The organism is Candidatus Eisenbacteria bacterium (assembly GCA_016235265.1).
Lineage (GTDB): Bacteria > Eisenbacteria > RBG-16-71-46 > RBG-16-71-46 > JACRLI01 > JACRLI01.
Window position 1 is genome coordinate 310,433 of sequence record JACRLI010000014.1, and the last position, 24,256, is coordinate 334,688.

Annotated in this window: 21 protein-coding genes; 17 read left to right on the plus strand and 4 right to left on the minus strand. The window is 72.2% G+C overall.

What is annotated here, in order from left to right; all coding sequences use genetic code 11:
* Positions 1-199: 199 nt before the first annotated feature.
* Both HZB25_07865 and HZB25_07870 read left to right on the plus strand, forming a co-directional pair.
* On the plus strand, positions 200-406 hold the full coding sequence (locus tag HZB25_07865; GenBank protein ID MBI5837146.1) for a hypothetical protein: 207 nt from the start codon (positions 200-202) through the stop codon (positions 404-406).
* A gap of 150 nt (positions 407-556) precedes the next feature.
* Positions 557-1,051 (plus strand): YajQ family cyclic di-GMP-binding protein, encoded by a 495-nt coding sequence (locus HZB25_07870; protein ID MBI5837147.1) that lies wholly within the window; start codon positions 557-559, stop codon positions 1,049-1,051.
* Between the two features lie 143 nt (positions 1,052-1,194).
* Here HZB25_07870 and HZB25_07875 read toward each other — a convergent pair whose 3' ends face one another.
* Positions 1,195-1,818 carry a CPBP family intramembrane metalloprotease gene (locus HZB25_07875; GenBank protein MBI5837148.1) on the minus strand — a complete coding sequence of 208 codons (624 nt, stop codon included), beginning with the start codon at positions 1,816-1,818 and terminating at the stop codon, positions 1,195-1,197.
* A 299-nt stretch (positions 1,819-2,117) separates the two neighbouring features.
* Between HZB25_07875 and HZB25_07880 the strand changes: the two genes are divergently transcribed.
* The 8 genes from HZB25_07880 (at position 2,118) to HZB25_07915 (ending at position 10,853) form a co-directional block, all read left to right on the plus strand.
* A complete protein-coding gene (locus HZB25_07880; protein MBI5837149.1) occupies positions 2,118-3,755 on the plus strand; it encodes an Ig-like domain-containing protein in 1,638 nt (545 codons plus the stop codon).
* A gap of 10 nt (positions 3,756-3,765) precedes the next feature.
* Complete coding sequence (locus HZB25_07885; protein ID MBI5837150.1) at positions 3,766-5,814, plus strand: hydantoinase/oxoprolinase family protein; 2,049 nt, start codon at positions 3,766-3,768, stop codon at positions 5,812-5,814.
* A complete protein-coding gene (locus HZB25_07890; protein MBI5837151.1) occupies positions 5,814-7,427 on the plus strand; it encodes a hydantoinase B/oxoprolinase family protein in 1,614 nt (537 codons plus the stop codon). Before HZB25_07885 ends, HZB25_07890 begins: the two co-directional genes overlap by 1 nt.
* A complete protein-coding gene (locus HZB25_07895) occupies positions 7,355-7,810 on the plus strand; it encodes a VOC family protein (GenBank protein MBI5837152.1) in 456 nt (151 codons plus the stop codon). Before HZB25_07890 ends, HZB25_07895 begins: the two co-directional genes overlap by 73 nt.
* Positions 7,810-8,097 carry a DUF1330 domain-containing protein gene (locus tag HZB25_07900; protein ID MBI5837153.1) on the plus strand — a complete coding sequence of 96 codons (288 nt, stop codon included), beginning with the start codon at positions 7,810-7,812 and terminating at the stop codon, positions 8,095-8,097. Before HZB25_07895 ends, HZB25_07900 begins: the two co-directional genes overlap by 1 nt.
* Positions 8,094-8,732, plus strand: a complete 639-nt coding sequence (locus tag HZB25_07905) for a GNAT family N-acetyltransferase (GenBank protein MBI5837154.1) — start codon at positions 8,094-8,096, stop codon at positions 8,730-8,732. Before HZB25_07900 ends, HZB25_07905 begins: the two co-directional genes overlap by 4 nt.
* Positions 8,733-8,748: 16 nt before the next feature.
* A complete protein-coding gene (locus HZB25_07910; protein ID MBI5837155.1) occupies positions 8,749-9,306 on the plus strand; it encodes a PH domain-containing protein in 558 nt (185 codons plus the stop codon).
* Between the two features lie 659 nt (positions 9,307-9,965).
* Positions 9,966-10,853: a carboxypeptidase regulatory-like domain-containing protein gene (locus tag HZB25_07915; GenBank protein ID MBI5837156.1), complete on the plus strand. Its 888-nt coding sequence runs from the start codon at positions 9,966-9,968 to the stop codon at positions 10,851-10,853.
* A gap of 141 nt (positions 10,854-10,994) precedes the next feature.
* Here HZB25_07915 and tsaA read toward each other — a convergent pair whose 3' ends face one another.
* Together tsaA and HZB25_07925 are read right to left on the minus strand one after the other, a co-directional pair.
* A complete protein-coding gene (gene tsaA / locus HZB25_07920) occupies positions 10,995-11,444 on the minus strand; it encodes a tRNA (N6-threonylcarbamoyladenosine(37)-N6)-methyltransferase TrmO (protein MBI5837157.1) in 450 nt (149 codons plus the stop codon).
* Between the two features lie 27 nt (positions 11,445-11,471).
* Positions 11,472-13,103: a hypothetical protein gene (locus HZB25_07925; GenBank protein ID MBI5837158.1), complete on the minus strand. Its 1,632-nt coding sequence runs from the start codon at positions 13,101-13,103 to the stop codon at positions 11,472-11,474.
* 153 nt (positions 13,104-13,256) lie between these two features.
* On the opposite strand from HZB25_07925, the gene HZB25_07930 reads away from it, so the two are divergent.
* The 5 genes from HZB25_07930 to HZB25_07950 all read left to right on the plus strand — a co-directional run bounded on the left by HZB25_07930 (position 13,257) and on the right by HZB25_07950 (position 20,166).
* Positions 13,257-14,459, plus strand: a complete 1,203-nt coding sequence (locus HZB25_07930) for an aminotransferase class I/II-fold pyridoxal phosphate-dependent enzyme (protein ID MBI5837159.1) — start codon at positions 13,257-13,259, stop codon at positions 14,457-14,459.
* A 101-nt stretch (positions 14,460-14,560) separates the two neighbouring features.
* Positions 14,561-16,183: a S41 family peptidase gene (locus HZB25_07935; protein MBI5837160.1), complete on the plus strand. Its 1,623-nt coding sequence runs from the start codon at positions 14,561-14,563 to the stop codon at positions 16,181-16,183.
* Between the two features lie 10 nt (positions 16,184-16,193).
* Positions 16,194-17,897: a hypothetical protein gene (locus HZB25_07940; protein MBI5837161.1), complete on the plus strand. Its 1,704-nt coding sequence runs from the start codon at positions 16,194-16,196 to the stop codon at positions 17,895-17,897.
* 26 nt (positions 17,898-17,923) lie between these two features.
* Positions 17,924-19,204, plus strand: coding sequence for an aminotransferase class I/II-fold pyridoxal phosphate-dependent enzyme (locus HZB25_07945; protein ID MBI5837162.1), 1,281 nt, complete (start codon positions 17,924-17,926; stop codon positions 19,202-19,204).
* Between the two features lie 158 nt (positions 19,205-19,362).
* Positions 19,363-20,166, plus strand: coding sequence for a tetratricopeptide repeat protein (locus HZB25_07950; protein MBI5837163.1), 804 nt, complete (start codon positions 19,363-19,365; stop codon positions 20,164-20,166).
* 64 nt (positions 20,167-20,230) lie between these two features.
* Here the strand turns inward: HZB25_07950 and HZB25_07955 are convergent, their stop codons facing one another.
* Complete coding sequence (locus HZB25_07955) at positions 20,231-21,883, minus strand: aspartyl protease family protein (protein MBI5837164.1); 1,653 nt, start codon at positions 21,881-21,883, stop codon at positions 20,231-20,233.
* A 91-nt stretch (positions 21,884-21,974) separates the two neighbouring features.
* Between HZB25_07955 and HZB25_07960 the strand changes: the two genes are divergently transcribed.
* A complete protein-coding gene (locus HZB25_07960) occupies positions 21,975-23,138 on the plus strand; it encodes a cysteine desulfurase (GenBank protein ID MBI5837165.1) in 1,164 nt (387 codons plus the stop codon).
* Positions 23,139-23,161: 23 nt separating this feature from the next.
* Complete coding sequence (mnmA, locus tag HZB25_07965; protein MBI5837166.1) at positions 23,162-24,202, plus strand: tRNA 2-thiouridine(34) synthase MnmA; 1,041 nt, start codon at positions 23,162-23,164, stop codon at positions 24,200-24,202.
* Positions 24,203-24,256: the final 54 nt, after the last annotated feature.

Sequence of the window (24,256 nt, forward strand, 5' to 3'; positions counted from 1 at the left end):
GGGTTTCCTGTGCCCCGGGTAGTGACATCCTGCTGAGCAGCCGACCTGAGATTCCTCTGTGGCGCCCGGTACGTCCAACATGGCGGCGCGTGGCACAAGGAATGTGCGTCAGACGGTACTGAGATCACCGAATTCCAAGCGACAGCTTCGGTTCAGCACCCGTCGTTCAACAAAATACACTCTGAAGGAGGTGAGCTAGGTGATCAAGAAGCTTGCGGCATTTTTCCTGATGGCGATCCTGACCGTTGCTCTCGCCACCGCCATGGGTTGTGGGAAGAAGGCGGAGGAGGGCACCACCACCGAGGGTACCACCACCGAGGCGACGACGAGCACGACCACTCCTGCCCCGGCGGAGTCCGGCGCTGCTACGACTCCTGCCCCGGCGGACACGGCTGCTCATCAGTAGTTCGACTCCCCGTCCGGCACTCGTTTCGTCTGGACGCACAGAGTCTCGATATTGCGAGAGGGTGGGTGGCATGCACTCGCCCTCTTCGCATTTTTTTTGCCCCCCGGGCGGGGCTCAGCCCGGTCCGGTGCTCCACCTGGAGGCTTCCCATTGGCCAATGAGAGTTCCTTCGACGTGGTGTCCCGCGTGGACCTGCAGGAACTGAAGAACGCCGTCCAGCAGGCCCAGAAGGAGATGAGCCAGCGCTTCGACTTCAAGGCCAGCGCCAGTTCCATCGAGCTGGCCGAGGAGGAGAAGCTGGTGCTGGTCTCCGACGACGAGCACAAGCTCAAGTCGGTGGTGGACATCGTCCAGGGCAAGCTCATCAAGCGCGGCATCTCGCTGAAGTGCATGGACTACGGCCCGGTGGTGCCGGCCCAGAAGGGCACCGTCCGCCAGGAGATCACCCTCGCCTCCGGCCTGGAGGGCGAGCTGGCCCGCGAGATCGTCAAGGACATCAAGGGCCTCAAGTTGAAGGTGCAGGCGGCCATCCAGGAGGACCAGGTGCGGGTCAGCGGGAAGGTGAAGGACGATCTGCAGCAGGTGATCGCATTCCTCAAGGCCAGGGAATATAAGCTGCCGCTGCAGTTCGTGAATTTCCGCTGAGCGCGCCCGGACGGTTTGGGGGCGGCTTGTCGGCACGCTCTCGGTCGGGCGCCTGGGAAGCACAGCGCCCTCCAACGTTCGCTCTGCCGACAACCCGCCCCCAAACCGTCCGGGCTGCGAGCGGTGAGGCTCGACTGCCCCGGCTAGGGGACCGGCTGGTAGCTCCCCGCTATCGCCAGGGCGTTGATGAGGAAGTGCAGCGCGATTCCGGGCCAGAGGCTGCCGGAGACGATCACCAGCCAACCGTTCAGCACCCCGATCACCCCTGCCACCGGCGCGCCGGGGCCGTGAGCGGCCGCGAAGACGGCCGCCTGGGCCAGCAGCGCGGTACTGGGGCTCCAACTGCGGCGGAGCCGTTCCAGGGTCCAGCCCCGGAAGAACAGTTCCTCGAACAACGCGGGCATCACCGCGTGGGTGCCCAGGAGCGCCAGCGCCTGGGGCGGGGTGCTCCACGCGGTCATCTGGACCTGCGTCTCCCGCAGCGAGCGGTAGGCGGGAAGCTGCCAGCACACCAGCGCCACCGCCACCAGCAGCACCAGCCCGCAGATCGCCGCCAGGACCACCTGCGCCCACGTGCCGGCCTTCGGCGGGCCCAGGAGCAGCCAGGCCCGGCCGGAGCCGGGGCGGCGGGAAGTCCAGGCCATCACGGGCACGGCGGCCAGGGCGAACGAGAGGGGCGTGGCCGCTTGTCGCAGGCCCGGCGGGTGCCCTAGACTCCTGTCCAGGTACGTCAGCAGCCCCATCCACACCAGGGTCAGGGCGACCACGCACAGTGCGCCCGCCAGCGTCCAGGCCCCCCCGGACGGCCCTTGCGGTCTCGTGGCCACCATCGGGCTGTCGCAATCAGGACCCGCTCCGGGGCTCTCCGGCCCGCCGCCGGCATCGGGGCCTACGCCGGCCTGGGCTTCCGGCCCGGCCTGGGGGGAACATGTCCGTTCTTCATCCACGCGCGCTCTTCCCGTCCCTTCCCCTCGTTCTGGTGGCTCTTGTCTGCGGCTGCGGATCCTCGTCCGAACCCGTGCCCGCCGGTGAACCCGTCCAACTAACCGTGTCGCCGGATTCTGCATTGCTGGTCCCCGGGAGGCAAACCACCTTTCACGCCGTGGCGCGAGACGCGCGGGGCACGCAGGTGTCGGTGGCGCTGCACTGGACGCTGGCGGACACCGCCGTCGCGGTCGTGGACTCCCAGGGCGTAGTCTCCGCGAAGGCCGTCGGCCGCACGGTGGTGGAGGTGCGCACGCGCGCCCTGAAAGCCGCCGCGACGGTGCGGGTGGACGCGGGGGAGCCGCCGGCCGCCCAGGTGACGGTCACCCCCGCCTCGGCCACCTTCCTGGCCGGGGACCGCCAGCCCTTCGTCGCCGACCCGCGCGACGCGTCGGGGCGCTTCGTGCCCGCCCCGGTGCACTGGAGCGTGGAGCCGGCCACGGTGGCATCCGTCGGCCCGGACGGCCAGGTGCTGTGCCTGGCGGCCGGCTCCGCGACGGTCACCGCCGAGGTGGATGGCGTGCGCGGCACCGCACGACTGACGGTCCTGGCCGCCCCCACGGTGAGCACGGAAGCCGGCGCCGGGTCCGCCGGGGAGCAGGACGGGGACCCGGCGGTCGCCACCTTCCGCAACCCCATGGGCCTGGCGGTGGACTCGCTGGGCTCGGTGTACGTGGTGGACAACGGCAATCACCGCATCCGCGTGATCGAGCGCGGGCAGGTGCGCACCCTGGCGGGCAGCGGCCCCGGCTTCGCCGACGGCCGCGGCGCCGCGGCGCAGTTCCGGTTCCCCGCGGGCATCGCGGTGGGGCCGGGCCGCCTGCTGTACGTGGCCGACCAGGGCAACCACTGCATCCGGCGCGTCGACACCGGGGGCAATGTCACTACGGTCGCGGGGCAGCCGGGGTTTCCCGCCTACGTGGACTCCACCGCCGACGAGGCGTACTTTCGGACTCCCACCTCCGTGGCGGTGGACGCCACGGGCCGGATCTTCGTGGCGGATCGCGGCAACTCGGTGATCCGGGTGATCGAGCCGGGCGGGCGGGTGAAGACCCTGTGCGGAACGCCGCTGGTGAGCGGCTACGTGGACGGCAAGCCGGGTCGGATGGACGAGCCCGCCGGGCTGACCATCGGGCCCGGCGGCGTCCTGTACGTGTGCGAGCGCGGCTCCGGCGCGATCACCAGCGGCAGCGTCGTCCGGCAGGTCTCCCCGGACGGCGTGTTGTCCACGGTGGCCGGCAACGGCATCCCGGGCAGCCTGTTCGGGCCGCGGCCCTACGGGCAGTTCGACCAGCCGTTTGCGGTCGCGGTGGGCCCGGACGGCTACGTCTACGTCGCCGACACGGGCAACCGGCAGGTGCGCTCGGCCAGCCCCACCGGGTACATCTCCAACGTGGCGGGCACCGGGGTGAGCGGATTCCTCGACGGGCCGGGGGAGGCCAGCATGTGGAAGTACCCCGCGGGCATCGTGGCCCTGTCGTCGGGAGACCTGCTGGTGTCCGACATGATCGCCCAGCGCGTTCGCCGCGTGCGCGGCACGCTGCACGCCGCACCGGTGACCTGGCCGGAGTCGGCGGTGCGCCTGCTGCCGCGGCCGGGCTTCGGCCCGTCCGCCCGGCGCGTGGTCCGGGCCCCGCTCCCGGACTACTCGCTGCCCGCGGGAGCATCCCGTCCCGTCGCCGCGCGCGGGCCCTTCACGCGCGCGCGGCCGGTGCGATGACCGGGGCCCCGTGATTCGCATCGGCGTGGACACCGGCGGCACCTTCACCGACTTCGTGGTGGAGGAGGCCGGCCGGCTCACCCGCTTCAAGCTTCCATCCACTCCCGACGATCCGTCCCGCGCGGTGCTCGAGGGCATCCGCCGGGCCCTGGGGGCGCGCGGCGGCATCGTGCTGCACGGCACCACGGTGGCCACCAACGCGCTGCTCACCCGGGGTGGCGCGCGGGTGGCGCTGGTCGCCACCGCGGGCTTCGAGGACGTGCTGCAGATCGGGCGCCAGGCGCGCCCGGAGCTCTACCGGCTGGAGCCCCGCGTGCCCGCGCCCCTGGTCCCGGCACGTTTGCGCCTGGGGCTGGCGGAACGCGTGGGCCCGCGCGGCGAGACGCTGCGCGCGCTGGGGGAGCCGGCGCTGCGCGCGACGGTCCGCAAGGTGGCGGGCCTCAAGCCCGACGCCGTGGCGGTGGCGCTCCTGCACGCCTACGCCAACCCGGCGCACGAGCGGCGCGTGGCGGCCGCCCTGCGGCGCGCCGGGCTGCGCGTCTCGGTCTCGCACGAGCTGGCGCCGGAGTTCCGCGAGTACGAGCGCACCGCCACCACCGTGGCCAACGCCTACGTCCAGCCGGTGCTGGAGCTCTACCTCACGCGCCTGGCGCGGCGCCTGGGGGCAGGGCGCACGCTGTGGGTGATGTCCAGCTCCGGTGGCCTGATGCGGCCCGACCGGGCGGCGCGCGAGCCGGTTCGCACGCTGCTGTCCGGCCCCGCCGGGGGAGTGGCCGCGGCGTTGCGCCTGGGCCGCGCGCTGGGCCGCACGCGCCTGATCACTTTCGACATGGGCGGCACTTCCACCGACGTGGCGCTGCTGGACGGCGAGCCGGAGCCGTCCCTGGAGCGCACCCTGGAAGGCCTGCCGCTGCGCGTGCCCATGCTGGACATCCACACCGTGGGCGCGGGCGGCGGATCCTACGTGCGCGCGGACGCCACCGGAGCGCTGCGCACCGGGCCCGAGAGCGCCGGCGCCGATCCCGGCCCGGCCGCGTGGGGGGAGGGGGACGAACCCACCCTGACCGACGCGCACCTGGTGCTGGGCACGCTGTGGCCGGAATTCCTGCTCGGTCCGCCCGCCGATCGGGATCTGGCGGAGGATGCCTTTGCCGGGCTGGCCGGCCGCCTGGGGTTGAGCGTGGAGCGGGCGGCGCGCGGCGCCCTGGACGTGGCCGACGCGGTGATGGAGCGGGCGCTGCGGCGGATCAGCGTGGAACGGGGCCATGACCCCTCGGACTTCACGCTGGTCAGCTTCGGTGGCGCCGGCGGACTGCACGCGGCGCGGCTGGCCTCGCGCCTTGGAGTGCGACGGGTGCTGGCGCCCCTGGACGCGGCCGCGTTTTCGGCGTGGGGCCTGCTGGGCTCGGCGGCGCGCTCGGAGCACAGCGCCCCGGTGCTGCGCCGGCTGGACGAGATGCCCCCGGCCCGGCTGGAACGGCTGCTGGACGCGCTGGAGCGAAGAGTGCGCGCCGGACTGCGACGGGAAGGGGCGCGCCGCGTCACCCTGGTGCGGCGGGTGGACCTGCGCTACGCGGGCCAGTCCTACGAGCTGACGGTGCCCTTCGGCCCGCGGCTGCGGCAGGCTTTCGACGCGGCCCATCGCCGCGCCTACGGCGTGTGCGATCCCTCGCGCCCGGTGGAGGTGGTGAGCCTGCGCGTGCGCGGGGCGGGCCCGGCGCCGCGGGCGCCGCTGCCGGGCTTCGAGAAACAGCCCTATCTCAGGCGCTTCCTGCGCCCCACGGTGTATTTCGGCAGGCCCGTCCCGGTGGTGCCCGCGGCGGAGCTCGGCCCCCGGGAGGTCCTCAAGGGCCCGGCCTTCGTGCTCACCTTTGCGTCCACCATCGTCGTGCCCGAGGGCTGGCAGGCCGGTCGGGCCGCAGCCGGGGCGGTGGAACTGGTGGCGGCGGAGACGCGGGGCGCCCGCCGCTCACCGGGCCGCGCGGGTGCGAAGAGCCCCCGCCGCGCGCCGGGCAACCCGGCCGCGAAGCCCGCGCGCCGCTCACCCGGGAGCCGCTGATGCTCGACGCCGTGGACCTGGCGCTGTTCGCCGAGTGGTTCGCCGCGGGGGCCGAGGAGATGGGCACCGTGCTGCAGCGCAGCTCCTCATCGCCCAACATCAAGGAACGGCGCGACTTCTCGTGCGCGCTGTTCGACGCGCGCGGCGGGCTGCTGGCGCAGGCGGCGCACATCCCGGTGCACCTGGGGGCCATGCCCGGCGCGGTGGAAGCGGTGGCGCGGCGGTTGCGGCTGGGCGAGGGTGACGTGGCCATCCTGAACGACCCCTACGAGGGCGGCACGCACCTGCCGGACCTCACCCTGGTGGCGGCCCTGGCGCATCGCGGGCAGCCGCTCTTCTACGTGGCCTCCCGCGCGCACCACGCGGACGTGGGCGGCGCGCACCCGGGCTCGATGGGCCTGGCCACCGACATCGTGCAGGAGGGCGTGCGCATTCCGCCCACGTTGCTGGTGCGCGGCGGCCAGGACCAGCAGCAGGTGCTGGAGTTGCTGCTGGCCAACGTGCGCACGCCGGCCGAGCGGCGCGGCGACCTGATGGCGCAACGGGCGTCGCTCGCCGTGGGACTGCGGCGCCTCGGGGCGCTGGTGGAGCGCCACGGCGCCGCGCGCGTGACAGAGGCCGGCCGCGCGCTGTGCGCGGGCACGGAGCGGGCCTTGCGCGGCGCGATCCGGGCCATCCCCGACGGCAGCTACCGCGCGGCGGACGTGCTGGATGGCGACGGCTGCGGCGCGCGCGACGTGCGCATCGCCGTGCGCCTCACGGTGCGCCGCGACACCGCGCGGCTGGACTTCACCGGTTCAAGCCCGCAGGTGGCCGGGCCGTTCAACGCCACCGCCGCGGTGGTGCGCTCCGCCTCGGTGTACGCGTTCCGCTGCCTGCTGCCGGCCGGCGTGCCGGAGAACGACGGGCTGTTCCGGCCCATCGAGATCGTGGCGCCGGAGGGCACCGTGGTGAACGCGCGCTTCCCCGCCGCGGTGGCGGCGGGCAACGTGGAGACCTCGCAGCGGATCACCGACGTGGTGCTGCGCGCCCTGGCGCGCGCGCTCCCCGGTCGCATCCCGGCGGCCAGCGCCGGCACCATGAACAACCTCACCGCGGGCGGCACCGACCTGCGCACCGGCGCCGGCTTCGCCTACTACGAGACGCTGGGTGGCGGGGCGGGCGCGGGCCCTTCGGGGCCGGGGGCCAGCGGCATCCAGGTGCACATGACCAACACGCGGAACACGCCGGTGGAGGCGCTGGAGCACGCCTACCCGCTGCGCGTGCGCGAGTATTCGCTGCGCCGGGGTTCGGGCGGGGCGGGCCGCCACCGCGGAGGCGAGGGGCTGGTGCGCGAGATCGAGGTGCTGGTGGCGTGCCGCGTCGCGCTCGTCTCGGAACGGCGAGTCCACGGGCCTTACGGGCTGCGCGGTGGCGGACCGGGAGCGGTGGGGCGCAACTGGCTGGTGCGCGGAGGGCGCGCGCACCCGCTGCCCGGCAAGGCGGAGCTGGAGCTGCTCCCGGGCGACGTGCTGCGGGTGGAGTCGCCCGGTGGCGGCGGATGGGGCCGGCCCCGGCCCGCGGGCCGGACGCGACCGCGTACCGTTCACCGGAAAGGCAGGGCCGTCCGGTGAACCGCGCCCACTTCATCCTCTACGTCCATGACCCGCGGCGCGCCCGCGCGTTCTACTCCCGCGCGCTGGGAATCGAGCCCTCGCTGGATGTCCCCGGCATGACCGAGTTCGGCCTGCCCGGGGGCGCCGTGCTGGGCCTGATGCCGGAGACCGGCATCCGGCGCCTGCTGGGGGCCGCCCTGCCGGACCCCGCGCTCGCCGCAGGGGTGCCGCGCGCCGAGCTGTATCTCGTGGTGGACGGCGCGGAGGAGTACCATCGGAGGGCGCTGGAGGCCGGCGGGCGCGAACTGAGTGCGCCGGCCCCGCGCGACTGGGGCCACCGGGCGGGCTACGTGCTCGACCCGGACGGCCATGTGCTGGCGTTCGCGGAGGAGCTGACCTGATGCCTGCCTACGTGATCGTGGACATCCACGTGCACGACCCGGTGATCTTCGAGGAGTACAAGAACCTGGCCCCGGCTTCCATAAAGGCCCACGGCGGCCGCTACGTGGCGCGGGGGGGCCGGGTGGAGACGCTCGAGGGCACGTGGAAGCCGACGCGGCTCGTCATCCTCGAGTTCGACAGCGTGGAGCGCGCGCAGCAGTGGGTGAATTCCCCGGAATACCGAGAGGCACGCCGCCTCCGCCAGCTCTCTGCCCGGACGGAGATGGTCGTGGCCGAGGGCGTGTGACCGCGCGCTTCGACCCCCGGCCGGTGACGCTCGAAGGCGAGCGGGTGCGACTGGAGCCGCTGTGCGCAGCACATGCCGAGGACCTGTGGACGGTGGGCCGCGATCCGGAGACCTGGGCCTACATGGCCCGCACCCACCTGGCCAGCGCCGACGACGCGCGCGAGTGGGTGGCGCAGGCGGGGCAGGCCATGGACGGGGGCTCGCAGGTGGCGTTTGCCGTGGTGCTGCGGCGCGCGCTGGAGGCGGCGGGCATGGTCGCGGGCCGCGCGGTGGGCTCCACCCGCTTCATGGACATCCGCCGCAACGACCGCGCCCTGGAGATCGGTTCCACCTGGCTGGCTCCGGCCGTGCGCCGCACGACGGTCAACACCGAGTGCAAGTACCTGCTGCTCCGGCACGCGTTCGAGGACCTCGGGGCGGTGCGCGTGCAGCTCAAGACCGACGCGCGCAACCTCCAATCCCAGCGCGCCATCGAGCGCATCGGCGCGCTGCGGGAGGGCGTGCTGCGCCGCCACATGGTCACCTGGAGCGGGTTCGTCCGCGACACCGTGTACTACAGCGTGATCGACGCGGAGTGGCCCGCCGTGAAGCTGCGGCTCGAAGGCATGCTGGCGGGCCGGCCCGCCGAACTCTGAACGAACGGGGGTCGTCGTGGGCTACGTGGAATCGAACCTGGTCGAGGGCGAGGAGATCGGATACCGGGCCCGCGTGCACTGGGTGCGTTACATCCGTCCGGGGCTGCTGTGCCTGGCGGGTCTCGCGCTGGCGGTGGCGGGAGTGATGCCGGAGTTGTCCGCGGGTGCCGGGCAGGCGGGATCCGCCGGATCCGCGGGCGGCGCGGGCGCCGCGGCCGGCGGCCCGGCCGCGGGGTTGGCGCACGGTGCGTGGAACGCGCTGGGCCTGGTGGGAGCGTTCATGTTCCTGCTGGGCCTCACCGGGTGCCTGCTCGCGCGGATCTACGTGATGTCGTCGGAGTTCGCAGTGACCAACCGGCGGGTGCTGATCAAGATCGGCCTGGTGCGGCGGCACACGCTGGAGCTGCTGCTCACGAAGGTGGAGGGGATCGGGGTGGACCAGGGGTTCTGGGGGCGGGTGCTGGGGTTCGGGACGATCACGGTCACGGGGACCGGGGGGACGCGGGAGTCGTTTCGGGACATTGCGCGGCCGCTGGAATTTCGCAAGCAGGTGCAGACGCGGGTGCCGGTGTAGGACCCGCATCGATTGCATGTACTCGAGGCGTTAGTTGCTTGCGTCGGGGTCATCGCTTGATCGTGGCGATCGCTTGATCGTAGTGGTGGCGTCCCCGGGCGGGTGAGACACCCCTGCGCGGCCCGCTCGTCGCGCCATCCTGGCGCTCCTTCGCTGCGGCTGCTCCCTCCTTCGCCTTCCTGGCTTCGTCGGTCGCAGACGCACCGCGCAGGGGTGTCTCACCCGCCCGGGGACGCTGCGTGCTGGTCCGCGGCACGCCTGCCTTCCCGCCTCGCCGCTTCCTTGTCCGCCTCGCCGCGCTCGCTTCGTGCTTTGCGTTGCTGCGCCGCGTCGCCTGATCTCCCGGGAGTGCTCTCCGGGGCCGAAGACTCGTCGAGTCATGGATCTCAGTCAAATCGGGTGGCGGGTATTGCGGCGTAAGGGCTTGGTGATCCGGGGTTGGGCGGGTTTCGGGGCATTCGAGTTATGGAGCCTGGAGCAGACTTCATAACTCGGACAACATCTGGTGGCCGCGGTCGTCATCTTGTGATCGGGCTGCGGCCGGGGGAGGGCCGGGAGGGATGGTGGTGCGCTCTCGTTGAAGCTCACCAGACCGTGTGGATTTCTGGCGGACCGGTACCGGTTGCAACATGATCCCGCCGAAACAAGGAAGAGTGCGCTTGCGAACCCTGCGAGATGTTGGCCTGATCTTGATAGCCCTGATCGGAATGCCCTGCGCTGAGGGCTCCTCGTGTATCGCGGCTGAGCAGAGTGGCACGATCTCCGGCGTGGCTCTACGCCCGGAAAGCCGCCTTCCGTTCGCGGGAGGAGCGGTCGCAGTCGTCGAGGCAAAGCGCGGCATGCTGCTCGGGGAAGACGGGACCTTTCGATTCGAGGGTTTGAAGCCCGGAGCCTACACTATCCGCGTGCAGGGCCTCCTGGTGCGGTCACGGCCCGTTACTGTCCAGGCCAGGGCGGGGGAAGATACACGCGTCGAGATCCTCGTCGAGTTGCGGGGCCTGAGCGTTGCCGAGGCGGCGAAGGAATCTATCGGCGTCGCCCTCTCGATCAAGCCCAGCGATATTGAATTCCAGATCAAGCCGATTCACAAGAGCCCCAGGGTCGGCGAACCCGCGCGGTTCTCTGTGCGGCTGACCAACCATAGCAAGCAGGCGTTGTTTCTGGTGCCAAGCCTCGACGGCTCAACCGACGGCGGCCGCTTCCCGCAAGTCTCAATCAAGATTCGTGGGCCGGTAGGCGGGATAGACTCCCCGCGGGGGTGGCGTTTCTGCGGGAACATGAACGGCCTCGGAGCCTCGGATCTTGTAGAAGTCAAACCTGGAGAAGAGTTCGACCCATTCGCGGGAGGCTGGGATCCGGACCTGGGGAAGTTCGCCAAGCCGGGGCATTATGCAGCCGTCTTCCACTACTCGACCAATCAGCGCGATGTCCGCAAATGGCTGGGCTGGCCCCCGCCAGATCGCTTGCCGGAAGAAGTGTCTCTTCGATTCAGGGGAGTTCCGCTGTTGGAGGACAGCTGTTCAACCGAGTTCGATGTTGAGCTTTGATCCGCTTCCTGGTTTGGCGCGTGCTGCCGAGGTAGCTTCGTTCCGTGCCCGCATTTCTTCGATCTCTGGGAAATCCCGCTGGGGGGCAATCCCACGACCCCGCTTTCCCCGCGCTGTCCCGGCATCGCTGCGCTCGCCCTTCTACTTCCCCCTTCTTTTCTCCGCCTCCTCCATCCATCCGCGCCGCACCTCTTCCCGGGGGACTCCCGACAGGTAGGGCTTGATGTCCAGGATGGGGGATCCGTCCAGCATGTCCACGCCGCGGACGTGAAGCCGGGGGCCGTCGCGGCGCAGCAGTTCCACCACGGTGAGGCCGATGGGATTGGGGCGGCTGGGGGAGCGGGTGGTGAAGACTCCGTGGGGGCGGTCGTCGGTGGGTGGGGTGGGCATGAGCTCGACGCCCTGGACGCGGTCGAAGACCCAGATTACGAACAGGTGCGAGAAGCCTTCGATGTCGGACAGGCCGGGTTCGAATTCCGGGCGGAGTTCGAGGACGCCCTCGGCGCGGTGCTCGGCTCCGGGGCCGCGGGGGATCTGGGCGGTGTCGGTGTAGGGCGCGCGCACGGCGCCGATGGGTTCGAGATTGGGCACGGGGTCTCTCCTCGAGGGGTGTGGGTCCTAGGGTCTTGCTCGCGGGCCGCGCGGGGGCGGGGAATCCGCGACCAGGGCGGCCACGGCCTCCAGGGCGCGCGGGGTGTCTTCGAACGGGCAGGCCAGCAGCAGCGCGCCACGGGCGGGGGGCTCGCTCAGGCGCCGCTCGGAGAGGAGCGAGACCACGCCGAACGGGCGGCCTTCGCGTCGCCAGATCTCCAGCTGGCGCGTCTCGGCGGACTCCCATCCGCGCCTTCCGCCGATGACCAGGAGGCCGAACGCGAGGCCGGCGCGGGCGCCACGCCTCTGCGCGCCGCCCCGTTGCGCGCCGCTGCGTGCGCGGCTCCCGGACTTCATTCCGCTTCGTGCGCCCTCCTGCTCGCGGGCGTCCACGCCGTGCCCGCGCAAGGCGGCCGCCAGCGGGGCGGCGTAGGCCGGGTTGCCGGCCACCTCCACGGTGGAAGGGGAGCCCGGCGGAAGCCCGCGGAACTCGGTGGCCTGGCGCACGGCCAGGTCCCACTTCCGGCGCAGCGCGGCGGATGGAGGCACCACCCGCGCGGCCGCCCGCGGGGCGCGACGCCGCGCGGCCGCCGTGGGGTAGTCGCGGGCCAAACGATCCACCCGTGCCATGGCCTGCTCGATGCGTTCCCGCGGCAATCGCCCGGAGCGCACCGCGGCCGTCACCGCGCGGTGGCCGGTGAGCCACAGCCTGCCGGGCAGTCCGTACAGCAGCAGGTCGCAGCCGGCCAGGAGCGAGCGCACCGCGGCGGCCGCGTCGCCAAAGCGGCGCACGCCGGCCATGTCCAGCGAATCGGTGACCGCCACCCCGTCGAAGCCCAGCGTGCCGCGCAGCAGCGCCAGGGCCCGCGGCGAGAGGGTGGCGGGCAGGCGCGGATCGAGCGAGGCGTAGCGCACGTGCGCGGTCATCACCGCGCCCACCCCGGCGCGCACCGCCTCCAGAAACGGGGGCAGGTCCAGGCGCTTGAGCAGCGCGCGCGGGCGGTCCACCCCGGGCAGCGTCAGGTGCGAGTCGAGTTCGGCGGCGCCGTGGCCGGGGAAGTGCTTGGCGGTGGCCGCCACCCCGGCGGCCTGGTGCGCGCGGATCCAGGCCGCGCACCACGCGGCGGTTTCCGATGGATCGGAGGACACGGCGCGGGCCCCGATTACGGGGCTGTCGGTGGCGGTGTCCACGTCGGCCACGGGCGCGAAATTGAGATTGAAGCCCAGCGAGCGCAGGGTGAGCGCCGTGGCGCGGCCTGAGACGGTGGCCAGGGGAGAAGTCCGGCGCGGTGCCTCCGCGCGGTGGGCCGCACCCGCGGCGGTGTCCGATGCCGGCCCGCGGGGCACGGCCGCCTCGCCGCGGGCCAGCACCCGCGGGCCCGGCGACTCCAGGCCCAGCGCCCGCAGTTGAGACACCAGCCCGCCCTCCTCGTCCAGCGCCAGCAGCGGCGCGCCCAGCCGGGTGTGCCCGGCCCTCGCGGCCAGCCGGGCGTTCAGGGCCGCGAGCCCGGCGGCGGAGCGGAAGTCCCGGCGGAACACGATGAAGTGGGGGACGCCCGCGGTGTCGGCCGAGGACCATTCGGCGCGGGTGGCGGGGACGGGGGCCATGAACAGCCGGCCCAGGTGCCGGGCTTCGATGGATGGCAGCTTTCGCGGCACGGGACCTCCAGGGTTGGCGGGCCCGGCTCGCCTTGTCCGTGCCCGGACGATACCGTATCATAAGCCTGCCACCGGCGGCCGCTCCTCGCGCGGGGCGCGGCCGGCCCCGTGGTCCGTCCCGACACGACCCCTTCACAGGATCTGTCCTTGCCCATGAGACCGCGCACATCCCGGCGGGCCGCGGGGTTCACCGAGTCGGTGATCCGCGAGATGACGCGCCTGGCCCGCGACCATAAGGCGGTAAACCTGGCGCAGGGATTCCCGGACTTCGGCGCGCCGGAGAACATCAAACGCTTCGCGCAGGATGCGGTGGGGCGGGGCATCAACCAGTACGCGATCACCTGGGGCTCCACGCGGCTGCGGCGGGCCATCGCGGCGAAGGCGAAGACGTTCAACGGCATCGAAGCCGACCCGGAGACCGAGATCACGGTGGGGTGCGGCTCCACCGAGTGCATGGTGGCCTCGCTGATGGCGGTGCTGGACCCGGGCGACGAAGTGATCGTGTTCGAGCCCTTCTACGAGAACTACGGGCCGGGCGCGATCCTCTCGGGAGCCACGCCGCGCTTCGTGCCGCTGCACGAGCCCGACTGGCGCGTGGACTTCGACGAACTTGCCGCGGCGTTCACCCCGCGCACCCGGGCGCTGGTCCTGAACACCCCGAACAACCCCGCGGGCAAGGTGTTCACGCGGGACGAGCTGGGGCGCATCGCGGCACTGGCGGTGGCTCACGACGTGGTCGTGATCACCGACGAGATCTACGAGCACCTGGTCTACGACGGCCGCGAGCACGTCTCCATCGCCACGCTGCCGGGCATGGGCGAACGGACCGTGACCATCGGGGGACCGTCCAAGACGTTCAGCGTCACGGGCTGGCGGATCGGATACTGCATCGCGCCGCCGGAGATCACCGCGGCCATCCGCAAGGTGCACGACTTCCTGACGGTGTGCGCCCCGGCGCCGCTGCAGGACGCCGCGGCGGCGGCCCTGGAAGAGGGCGAGGAGTACTATCCCCGGCTGCTCGCGGAGTACGCGGCGCGCCGCGACAACCTGTTCGCGACCCTGAGATCCGCGGGGATCCCGTGCCGGCTGCCGGAGGGCGCCTACTACATCTGGTGCGACATCTCGGGTTTCGGCTTCCCGGACGACGTGGCCTTCACCCGCTTCCTGGTGTCCGAGGTGGGGGTGGCGGTGGTGCCGGGATCCAGTTTCTACCGCCCGCCGGGGGGTTCCCAGCGGGTCCGGTTCTGCTTCTGCAAGACCGAATCGACGCTGGCTGCCGCCGCGGAGCGGCTGGCCCGGCTGCCGTATTTGGCAGCCCGCCACGTGGCAACGCGGCGGGGTGCGGGCGCATCCTAAGAGGAGATCTCCCAAGCTCCAGCGGGCCGCGCCCATCCCGGGCGGCGGCCCGGGACCGGGCCGGCGCGCACCGCGCCGCGCCCCGCAACCGAGGAAGGCACATGAGTCTGTTCCGCCGTCACAGGAAGCTCTCCAGCCTGCTTCTGGGCATGGTCGTCACCGCCGGCGTGCTGTGGCTCAGCTGGGGCAAGGTGCGCGCGGCCAGCGAGAGCTATTATTCGCAGCTGCAGCTGTTCAGCGAAGTCATGGCGCTGGTCAAGAACCGCTACGTGGACGATGTGGACCCGCGCAAGCTCATCGAGGGCGCGATCTCCGGGATGATGGAGCAGCTCGACCCGCACAGCTCGTACATGCCCAAGCAGCGCTCCAACCGGTTCACCGAGGAATTCCGCGGCAACTACTCGGGCATCGGCATCGAGTTCGAGATCCGCGATAAGTACATCACCGTGCTCTCCCCGATCGAGGGCTCGCCGAGCCACCGGCTGGGAGTCCGCCCGGGGGACCGGATCCTCAAGATCGACGGCGTCTCGGCGTACGGGCTGACCACCGACGAGGTGTTCGGGAAGCTCCGCGGCCCCGACGGCAGCAAGGTGCGCGTCACGCTGGGGCGCGAGGGCGAGGAGGAGCCGATCGAGCTGGACATCATCCGCGAGCGCATTCCCATCTACAGCGTGCCGTATCACTTCATGATCGCGCCCGGGACCGGCTACATACGCATGATCCGCTTCTCCAGCACCACCTCCGAGGAGCTGGAGAAGGCGATGCACGACCTGGAGGCCCGCGGGATGAAGCGGATGGTGCTGGACCTGCGCGGCAACGGCGGCGGGCTGCTCAACCAGGCCTCCGACGTGATCGACAAGTTCGTGCCGGCCGGGGAGCGCACGGTGTACACGCGCGGCCGCACCCGCGAGTTCAACAGCGACTACTTCTCCGGCGACGGTCCCAAGCACCTGGACACGCCGATGGTGGTGCTGGTGGACCACGGCAGCGCCAGCGCCTCCGAGGTGGTCTCGGGCGCGCTTCAGGATTTGGACCGCGCGCTGGTGGTGGGGCTGCCCACTTTTGGCAAGGGGCTGGTCCAGAACCCCATTCCGCTGCCCGATTCCTCGACGCTGCTGCTGGTGGTGGCGCGCTACTACACGCCCAGCGGGCGGCTGATCCAGCGCGACTACAGCGACCGCCAGGCGTACATGCACGCCGCGCAGGAGGACTCCGCGCCGCCGGCGGACTCGGTGCTGGCGAAGCGGCCGAAGTTCAAGACCGTCTCCGGGCGCACGGTGTACGGTGGCGGCGGCATCACGCCGGACGTCTTCGAGCCGTACCCGCCGCGCTTCAGCAAGCTCATGGCCGCCATGGTGGGGCAGCGGATGTTCTTCGAGTACGCCACGCGCTGGATGGGACACCACGCGGGCGAGATCAACAAGAACGACGCCGAGGTGTTCGTGCGCGACTGGAAGCCCTCGCCGACGATGCTCGCCGACTACCAGGCATTCGTGAAGGGCAAGAAGGTCGAGTTCAGCGAGAAGGACTGGACCGCCGACGGCGCCGGGATCGAGAACTACCTGAAGGCCGAGCTGGCCGGGGTGCTGTGGGACCGGAACACGCTCATGCGGGTCCTGGTGCAGCAGGACACCCAGGTGCAGCACGCGCTGAACTACTTCCCGACCGCTTCCAACCTGATGACCAAGTTCACGGCCCACTTCAACGTGAAGGCGGCGAAGTGAGGTTCCGCGCGTGAAGCGAAGCGCACGGCTGCGCCTCGTTGCGGCGTTCTGCCTGGCCCCGGCCCTCGTGCCGGGGCCAGGCTTCGCTTCTCCGGCCGGCGCTCCCCCGGCCGCCGCCGTGCGCCCCGCGGCGACCGCGGGCGCCGCCCGGGCGCCGAAGCCGGCCGCCGCGGCGCGCCCGGTGGCTTCCGGAAAGTCCGACCCACTGGCCGGCCTGCGCTCGGGAGTGGACCAGTTCCTCCAGGAGCGCGAGGAAGCCAACTGGGCCAACTGGGCGGGAGGAGAGCCCTCGCGGCTGACCGAGGTGTACGCGCGCCACGCGGACCTCTTCACACCCGCGACCATCGCCCGGGTGAAGGGCGCGCAGAACGCCACGCGCGATCCGCGGGAGAGGAAGGCGCTCACATTCCTGCGCCGCTTCCTGGAGGGCGAGTGCGTGGCCCGCGCCTGCGTGCCGCTGGAGGACAGCCTGGCCAACGCCATGCTGTCCGCCACGGTGCCCGTGGACACCGGCCGCGTGCCGTGGTTCCAGCTGCAGGGCTGGATGGCGAACCAGCCCGACCACGCGAAGCGCCTGGCCGCCTACGCCGGCCAGGACAGCCTGCTGGAGGCGCTCAAGCCGGTGCGCCAGGCGCGGCTGGACCTGCTCCGGCGCGAGGCGTCCGCGCTCGGCTACGCCTCGCGCTTCGAGTTCTACCAGGAGCAGAAGGGCATCCGTTTCACCGACCTCGAAAAGGAGGTCCGGGCGTTCCTGGCGGCCACGCAGGGAGTGTATGACAGCGGGCTCACCGCGTTCGCCGGGCAGCTCAAGCTTTCGCGCGAGGAGCTGCGGCGTCCCGACATCAGTCGCATCAACCGCCTCACCCGCTACGACGAGTACTTCCGGGCCGACCGCATGCTGCCGGTGATGGTGCAGGGTTTCGCGGCGATGGGTGTGGACGTGTCGCGGCAGCGCAACATCCGAGTGGACGCCGAGGCGCGCCCGGAGAAGAACCCGCGCGCGGCGTGCTTCGCGGTGCGCGTGCCCGGGGACGTCCGCGTCTCCGTGAAGCCCGCGGGGGGCCTGCAGGATTACATGGCGCTGTTCCACGAGATGGGACATGCCGAGCACGCCGCGTGCACCCGCCAGGAGCGGATGGAGTTCCGCTACCTCGGCACCGCCGCGTACACGGAGTGCATGGCCTTCGCCACCGAGTACCTGCTGGAGGATCCCGCGTGGGTGAGCGCCAACCTGTACATGGACCGCGACGACCTGTGGAACTACGCCTCGCAGGCGTCCTTCCTGCGGCTGCTGCTGGTGCGGCGCTACGCCGGGAAATTCCTGTACCAGATGGACCTCCACCGCGGCGGGGTCCGGCCCGAGGACGCCTACCTGCGCAACATGCGCCTGGCGCTGGGCTACCCCATGGACGAGCACGACGCGCGTCACTGCTACGAGGAGGATGAGGGCTTCTACGAGGCCGACTACCTGCAGGCGTGGTTCCTGGAGGCCATGCTGAAGGCGCGGCTGCGCGCGAAGTACGGGCCGGCGTGGTACGCCAGCCCGAAGGCGGGCGAGGAGCTGCGCACGCTGTGGAACGCGGGCCAGGAGACGACCGCGCCGGAGCTGGCGGGCAAGCTCGGCTACGGCCGCGTGGACCAGCGGCCGCTTGCGGACGCGCTGCGCGCCGCGATCCACGGACCGGGGCCGCGCGGGCTTCCGGACAAGGACTGACACGGACCTCGAGGAGGGACCGGGCCATGGCGACGAAGAAGCGAACGCGTGCGGCGGCCGGCCGCAAGACCCGACGTCCGGCAGGCGGCGCGGCGCGCCGCGGCGGCGGGCGCGGGGCGGCCGTGCGCCGGGCTGCCCGCCCCATGTCCCCGGCCACGCTGGCGGTGCACGCCGGCGACAAGCTGGATCCGGTCAGCGGGCTGTTCCACACCCCCATCGTGCAGTCGGCCACCTTCGGGTTCCGCAACACCCGCGACCTGGTGGCCACCTACGCGGGCAAGCGACCCGGTGGCGCCTACACGCGCTGGAGCAACCCCTCGTTCGAGGCCGCGGAGCGCAAGATCGCGGCGCTCGAGGGCGCGGACGCATGCCTGCTGTTCTCGAGCGGCATGGCCGCCATCACCAGCGCCATCCTGTCCCTGGTGCGCGAGGGCGACCACGTGGTCAGCACCCGCGGCATCTACGGCGGAGCCTACGAATTCTTCTCCGGGATGCTGCCGCGCCTGGGCGCGAGCGTGACCTTCGTGGACGGCACGGACCTGGACCAGGTTCGATGGGCGTTCAAGCCCGGCACGCGCCTGCTGTACGCCGAGTCGCCGGTGAACCCCACCCTGACGGTGCTGGACATCCGGGCGCTGGCCCGGGTGGCCTCCGACCGCGGCGTGCCGTTCCTCCTGGACGGCACATTCGCTTCGCCGATCAACCAGCGGCCGCTGGGCATGGGCGTGAGCGTAGTGCTGCACAGCGCCACCAAGTACCTCGGCGGGCACTCCGACATCGTGGCCGGCGCCGCGGCCGGGCCGCGCGGGCTGATGCGGAAGGTGTACACCGTGCGCAAGCTGCTCGGTGGCATCCCCGATCCGCACCAGGCGTGGCTGCTGTCGCGCAGCATGCGCACGCTGGAGGTGCGGGTGCGGCGGCAGAACGAGGTGGCCCTGGCGGTGGCGCGGCGGCTGGAACGCCACCCGCAGGTGCTGCGCGTGCTCTATCCCGGGCTGCGGAGCCACCCCCAGCACGCCCTGGCCCGCCGCCAGATGAGCGGCTTCGGCGGCATGATGACCTTCGAGGTGCGCGGCGGCCTGCGCGCCGCGACGCGCGTGGCGGACCGGCTGAAGCTGATCCGGCTGGCCGCCAGCCTGGGCGGCGTCGAGTCGCTGTGCTGCCATCCGGCGCTCACCTCGCACCTCCACGTGCCGCCGGAAGAGCGCCGCCGCGCAGGCATCCGCGACGGCATGATCCGCCTCTCGTGCGGCATCGAGGACCCGGCGGACCTGATCGCCGACCTGGAGCAGGCGCTGGGGCGCTGATCGGCCGCCCGCAACCGCCGGCCCGCATGACTGCCGGCGCCCCGCGGCGCCCGGCGCCGTCTCGGGCCCCGTGACTGCGGCGGCCCCGCTGGTGTAAACTCGGTGTCCGCGCCGCTGGGGCGCGCACGATTCGGATGGAAGCTGGACCTGGAGGTGTGATGAAGCTCGGTTCTGGATGGATCATGGTCACGCTGGCGGCGCTCGCCGCCGCCGCGCCGGTCGCCGCGCAGGGCACCACCGTCGGTGAAACCCCCGCCCCCGCGACGGCCCCGGTCCCGGGAGCGGCGCCCGAGGCGGCGCCCGCGCCCCCGACATCCGCGCAGGACTCGGCGCGCGTGGCCAACGAAATCAAGCCGCTCATGGACGCGGTGCTGGCGGACTCCCTGAACCCGCTCCGGCACTTCGAGCTGGGCAACGCCTACTACGACCGCGGCCGGCTGCAGGACGCGCGCGACCAGTTCCAGCGGGCGGTGGACATTGACTCCACCTTCTGGAAGGCCTGGGTAAACCTGGGCACCGTGCTGGACGAGCTCAACTTCGACAAGGCGTCGCGCCCGGCGTTCGAGCGGGCCATCCGGCTCAACCCGAAGGAGCCCTTCGCCTACGTGAAGATGGCCAACTCCCTGTACGCGCGGGGTCTGCGCAAGGACGCCATGGACTACTACCGGCGCGCCCTCGCGGTGAAACCTGAATACCTCGAGGCGCACTTCATGCTCGGGAACGCCTACGCCGAACAGGAGATGTACCGCGAGGCGGTGCGGGAGTGGAAGAAGGTGCAGGCGTTCGGCCCCGGCTCGCCCGAGGCGCAGATGGTCAACGAGAACCTGAACACGGTGTACGAGTTCTTCGCCGATCAGCCCGAGTTCGTGAAGCAGCTGAAGGCCCTGCCGGTGAAGGACGCGAGTCGCAGCGCCGCGCCGGCGGGGAAGATCCGCGCGGTGAAGGCCAGGGGCTCGAAGTAGGGAGCGCCGCGGCAGGGTTCCGGGGCCGCGCCCGGGCGCCGCGAAGCGGTGGCTCGGTCGGGGTCTAGGGGCGCGGGGCCGCCTGGTACGAAGCGTTCGGCCGCAGCATCATCCGCCGCTGCCCGTAGTCGAGCACAAGCTGGAAGCGGCGCAGGAAGCCCATCCCCAGCAGCCCCGCGTCCTCGCGGCTGCGCGTGGCGCCCGCCTCGCTCTGACGGAACATCCCCAGCGGCTTCTCCACCCGGTAGGGCCCCAGCGCCAGGGAGGCGAACGTGGCCTCGATGCTCTTCGCGCGGCCGCCCAGGCCGGCGGTCTCGATCTCGCGTCGCGGCGCCCGCTCCTCCAGCACCGTCCGCGTGCTCCAATAGCCCCGGAAGAACACCACGCTGGCGGGCGCGCCGGTGTCCACCTGCAGTCTCGCCTTCAGGGTGTCGTTGACCACCGCCTCCACGCGCGGGACGAAGGTGTCGAGTGCGATCGGGATAACCACGCCAGCGGCCACCGGCGCGCGGTGGGGCGCGTAGAGCGTCATCACCGACCGCTCGAAGTCCAGCTTCACCACGAAGCGGCTGAAGAAGTCGTAGCCCAGCACGCCCGCCAGTCTTCGGTCGGTGGGGCGCACTCCGGAGAGGTTCACCGCCGCCACGTGCTGGCTCAGCAGCGCCACGCCGCCGAACCGGAGCGTGTCGAGGGCCACCAGCGAGGCGTCCTCGGTGCCGCCGGTGCCGCGGATCTGCAGCGGCGCCCGGGAAGCCAGCCGCCAGCGGCGCGCCAGCGACGCCTCGAGGTTCGACGCCTCGGCGCCGGTGTCGAGGAGGAACGGCAGGCCCGCGTCCCCGTGAGAGGCCGCGCGCACCACCAGGTGCTCGCCCCAGCTCTCCACCGCCACCTCCGCCGAGTCCGCTCCGCCCGCGAAGACATAATCGCGCAGCGTGTCCGGCGGCATGTCGAAGAGCCCCGGCGAGGGCGGTTGTTTCGGGTGCAGCAGCGCCTCCACCACGAAGCGCGTGGTGTCCCCGCCGGCCGGGGCCACGCCGCGCAGCAGGAAGGCGTCCATGACGCCGTCCACGGCCCGGTAGTTCTGGTAGAGGGTCCAGCTGGTGTCCGTGTCGTCCACCCGCCGGATACGGGCGGGCAGGAACGTGCCGGCGTCCAGGTACACGCGCACGGGGTGGCCGCCTTCGGCGTGGGCCTCCAGCGTGTGGAATCGGGCTCCGGCGATTGTCTCTTCACCCAGGTAGCGGATGGAGCCCGGCACGCGGCCCGGGAAGAACGGCGAGTACGAGGCGAGATACACCTCGGTGCGCAGGTTCGCCAGCGCCGTGCCGGTGAGCTCGCGCACCTTTCGGTTCTCGTCCACCACGTAGCCGCGGGCGCCGTCGTAGCCGGTGATCCGGCGGAACGTGTTGAAGTCCGCCACCGAACGCAGCTCTCCGCGGGCGGTGTTCCACTCCTCGCTGCGCCCGCGCAGGCCGGCGCCCTCGATGCGCGCCCACACGTAGGTGACCCGGACGCTCTCCACCGCCGCGCTGCCGCCCAGGGCGGCCAGCCAGCGGGCCAGCACCTGGCGCTCGTCCAGCGGTTCCGAGGCGCGACCGGTCCGCGGTGCGGAGAAGGCGAGTGCGACCAGGGCCAGCGCCGCCGCCAGGCAGCGCCGCGGGCGGGATCCGCGGCCGGGGCGTGCCGGGTGCGCGAAGAAGCTCGAAATCGGGGTCATGGACCTCCCGGGACACGGGTGAGCGGCGGTCCCACGCGGGCCGCCGCCCGAATGCTATACTATCCTCCAACCCGCCGCCGCAGGAGAACGGATGTCCCGCATCTACCTGGATCACAACGCCACCACGCCCGTGGCCCCCGAAGTATTCGACGCCATGCGCCCCTGGCTCACCGACGAGTTCGGGAACGCCAGCAGCGCCCACGCCTTCGGACAGCGCGCCCGGGCCGCGGTGGAGGAGGCGCGCGCCGAGGTGGCGCTACTGCTGGGGTGCGGACCGGGCGAGATCACCTTCACCTCCGGCGGCACGGAGGCCGACAACCTGGCGCTGTTCGGCGGCGCCCGTTCGCGGCGCGAGCGCGGCCGGCACGTGGTGGCGTCCGCCGTGGAGCACCACGCGGTGCTGCACGCCCTGGAGGCGATGCGGGCGGAGGGGTTCGAGCACAGCCTGGCGCCGGTGGGCCCCGACGGCGTGACGGACCCGGCCGGCTTCCTCGACTCGCTGCGCCCGGACACCACCGTCGCGGCGCTGATGCTCGCCAACAACGAGACCGGCGCGCTGCAGCCGCTGGCGGCGGTGGCGTCGGACCTGCGCCGGCGGGGGATCCTGTTCCACACCGACGCGGTGAACGCCATCGGAAAGGTGCCGGTGCACGTGGAGGCCCTGGGAGTGGATACCCTGGCGCTCTCGGCGCACAAGTTCTACGGGCCGAAGGGCGTGGGGGCGTTCTACCTGCGCAAGGGCGTGCGCGTGCGTCCGGTGCAGTACGGCGGCGAGCAGGAGAAGGGCCTGCGCCCGGGCACGCTGAATGTGCCCGGCATCGTGGGCCTGGGGGCGGCGGCGAAGCTGGCGCGGCGCGAACTCGCCGATTCCGGGCCGCGCATGGCCTCGTTGCGCGACCGCCTGGAGCGCGGCCTCCGCGAGCGTGTGCCCGGGATCCACGTGATGTCCGCGGGCGCGCCGCGCACTCCGAACACGCTCAACTGCTGCTTCGAGCGCGTGCACGGCGAGTCGGTGATCCTCTCGCTGGACATGGAGGGCATCGCGGTCTCCAGCGGCGCCGCGTGCGCCGCGGGCTCGACCGACCCCTCGCACGTGCTGGCCGCCATGGGCGTTCCGGCGGACCTGGCCCAGAGCGCGGTGCGCCTGAGCCTGGGTCGCGGCACCACCGGCGCCGACGTGGACCGGGTGCTGGAGATCCTGCCGGCCTGCCTGGAGCGGCTGCGCGCCATGGCCCCGGGCGGCCCGGCGCGGTGAGCGCCCCGCTCACCGCCGTCGCCATGAGCGGTGGCGTGGACAGCTCGGTGGCCGCCGCGCTGCTGGCGCGCGCGGGCGAGCGCGTGGTGGGCATCACGCTCAAGCTGTGGTGCTTCGGCGAGGGCGCCTCGGACCGGCCGTGCTGCTCCATCGAGTCCATCGCCGACGCCAGGCGCGTGGCCGATCGGGCCGGGTTCCCGCACTACGTCCTGGACGCCGAGGCCGAGTTCACCGCGAAGGTGATGGACCCGTTCGTGGACGATTACCTGGCCGGCCGCACCCCCAATCCCTGCGTGCGCTGCAACACCCACATGAAGTTCGACTTCCTGCTGCGTCGGGCCCGGGAGCTGGGCGCCGCATTCACCGCCACCGGACACTACGCGCGCACCGCCATCGTGGACGGCGAGCCCGCGCTGCTGCGCGCCTGCGAGCGCGCCAAGGACCAGAGCTACGTGCTGTGGGGCATCCGCCGCGCCGACCTGGGCAGCGTGCGCTTCCCGATGGGGGACCTGACGAAGGAGCGGGCGCGCGAGGCGGCCCGCGACATGGGCCTCCCGGTCGCCGACAAGCAGGAGAGCCAGGACGTGTGCTTCGTCGTGGACGGCGATCTGGGAGCCTTCCTGAAGCACCGCGCCGGGTCGGCGCCGGGGCTCGAGCCGGGCGAGATCGTGGACCGCCGGGGCCGCGTGCTCGGCCGCCACGCCGGGGCCGCGCGCTATACCGTCGGCCAGCGCCGCGGCCTGGGCCTGGGCGGCGACGGCCCCCACTACGTGGTGCAGGTCCTTCCGGAGCGGAACCAGGTGGTGGTGGGCCTGGAGGAGGACCTCCGCTCGGCCACACTCCGTGCCGCGGGTGCCAACTTCCTGGTGCACTGGCCCGATGGGGAGACGCGCCGCGTGGAGTGCCAGATTCGATACCTGCACCACGCCCAGCCGGCAACCGCAGTGCGACATGGCAACTCATTCGATGCACGGTTCGACGAGCCGCAGAGAGCCATCACGCCCGGGCAGTCCGCGGTGCTGTACTCAGGGGACAGGGTGCTGGCGGGCGGCGTGATCGAGTAGCGGATGTGGGCCAGGCACGGATGCCGGCGCCGAAGCGTGGTGCGCGCCACCCGT

Excerpts from the sequence above, each read along its gene's own strand:
- HZB25_07950 (MBI5837163.1), top strand. The coding sequence starts at position 19,363 with ATGAAGCTCGGTTCTGGATGGATCATGGTCACGCTGGCGGCGCTCGCC.
- HZB25_07930 (MBI5837159.1), top strand. The coding sequence starts at position 13,257 with ATGAGACCGCGCACATCCCGGCGGGCCGCGGGGTTCACCGAGTCGGTG.
- mnmA (MBI5837166.1), top strand. The coding sequence starts at position 23,162 with ATGAGCGGTGGCGTGGACAGCTCGGTGGCCGCCGCGCTGCTGGCGCGC.
- HZB25_07900 (MBI5837153.1), top strand. The coding sequence starts at position 7,810 with ATGCCTGCCTACGTGATCGTGGACATCCACGTGCACGACCCGGTGATC.
- HZB25_07890 (MBI5837151.1), top strand. The coding sequence starts at position 5,814 with ATGCTCGACGCCGTGGACCTGGCGCTGTTCGCCGAGTGGTTCGCCGCG.
- HZB25_07955 (MBI5837164.1), bottom strand. The coding sequence starts at position 21,883 with ATGACCCCGATTTCGAGCTTCTTCGCGCACCCGGCACGCCCCGGCCGC.
- HZB25_07960 (MBI5837165.1), top strand. The coding sequence starts at position 21,975 with ATGTCCCGCATCTACCTGGATCACAACGCCACCACGCCCGTGGCCCCC.
- HZB25_07935 (MBI5837160.1), top strand. The coding sequence starts at position 14,561 with ATGAGTCTGTTCCGCCGTCACAGGAAGCTCTCCAGCCTGCTTCTGGGC.
- HZB25_07895 (MBI5837152.1), top strand. The coding sequence starts at position 7,355 with ATGGGGCCGGCCCCGGCCCGCGGGCCGGACGCGACCGCGTACCGTTCA.
- HZB25_07945 (MBI5837162.1), top strand. The coding sequence starts at position 17,924 with ATGGCGACGAAGAAGCGAACGCGTGCGGCGGCCGGCCGCAAGACCCGA.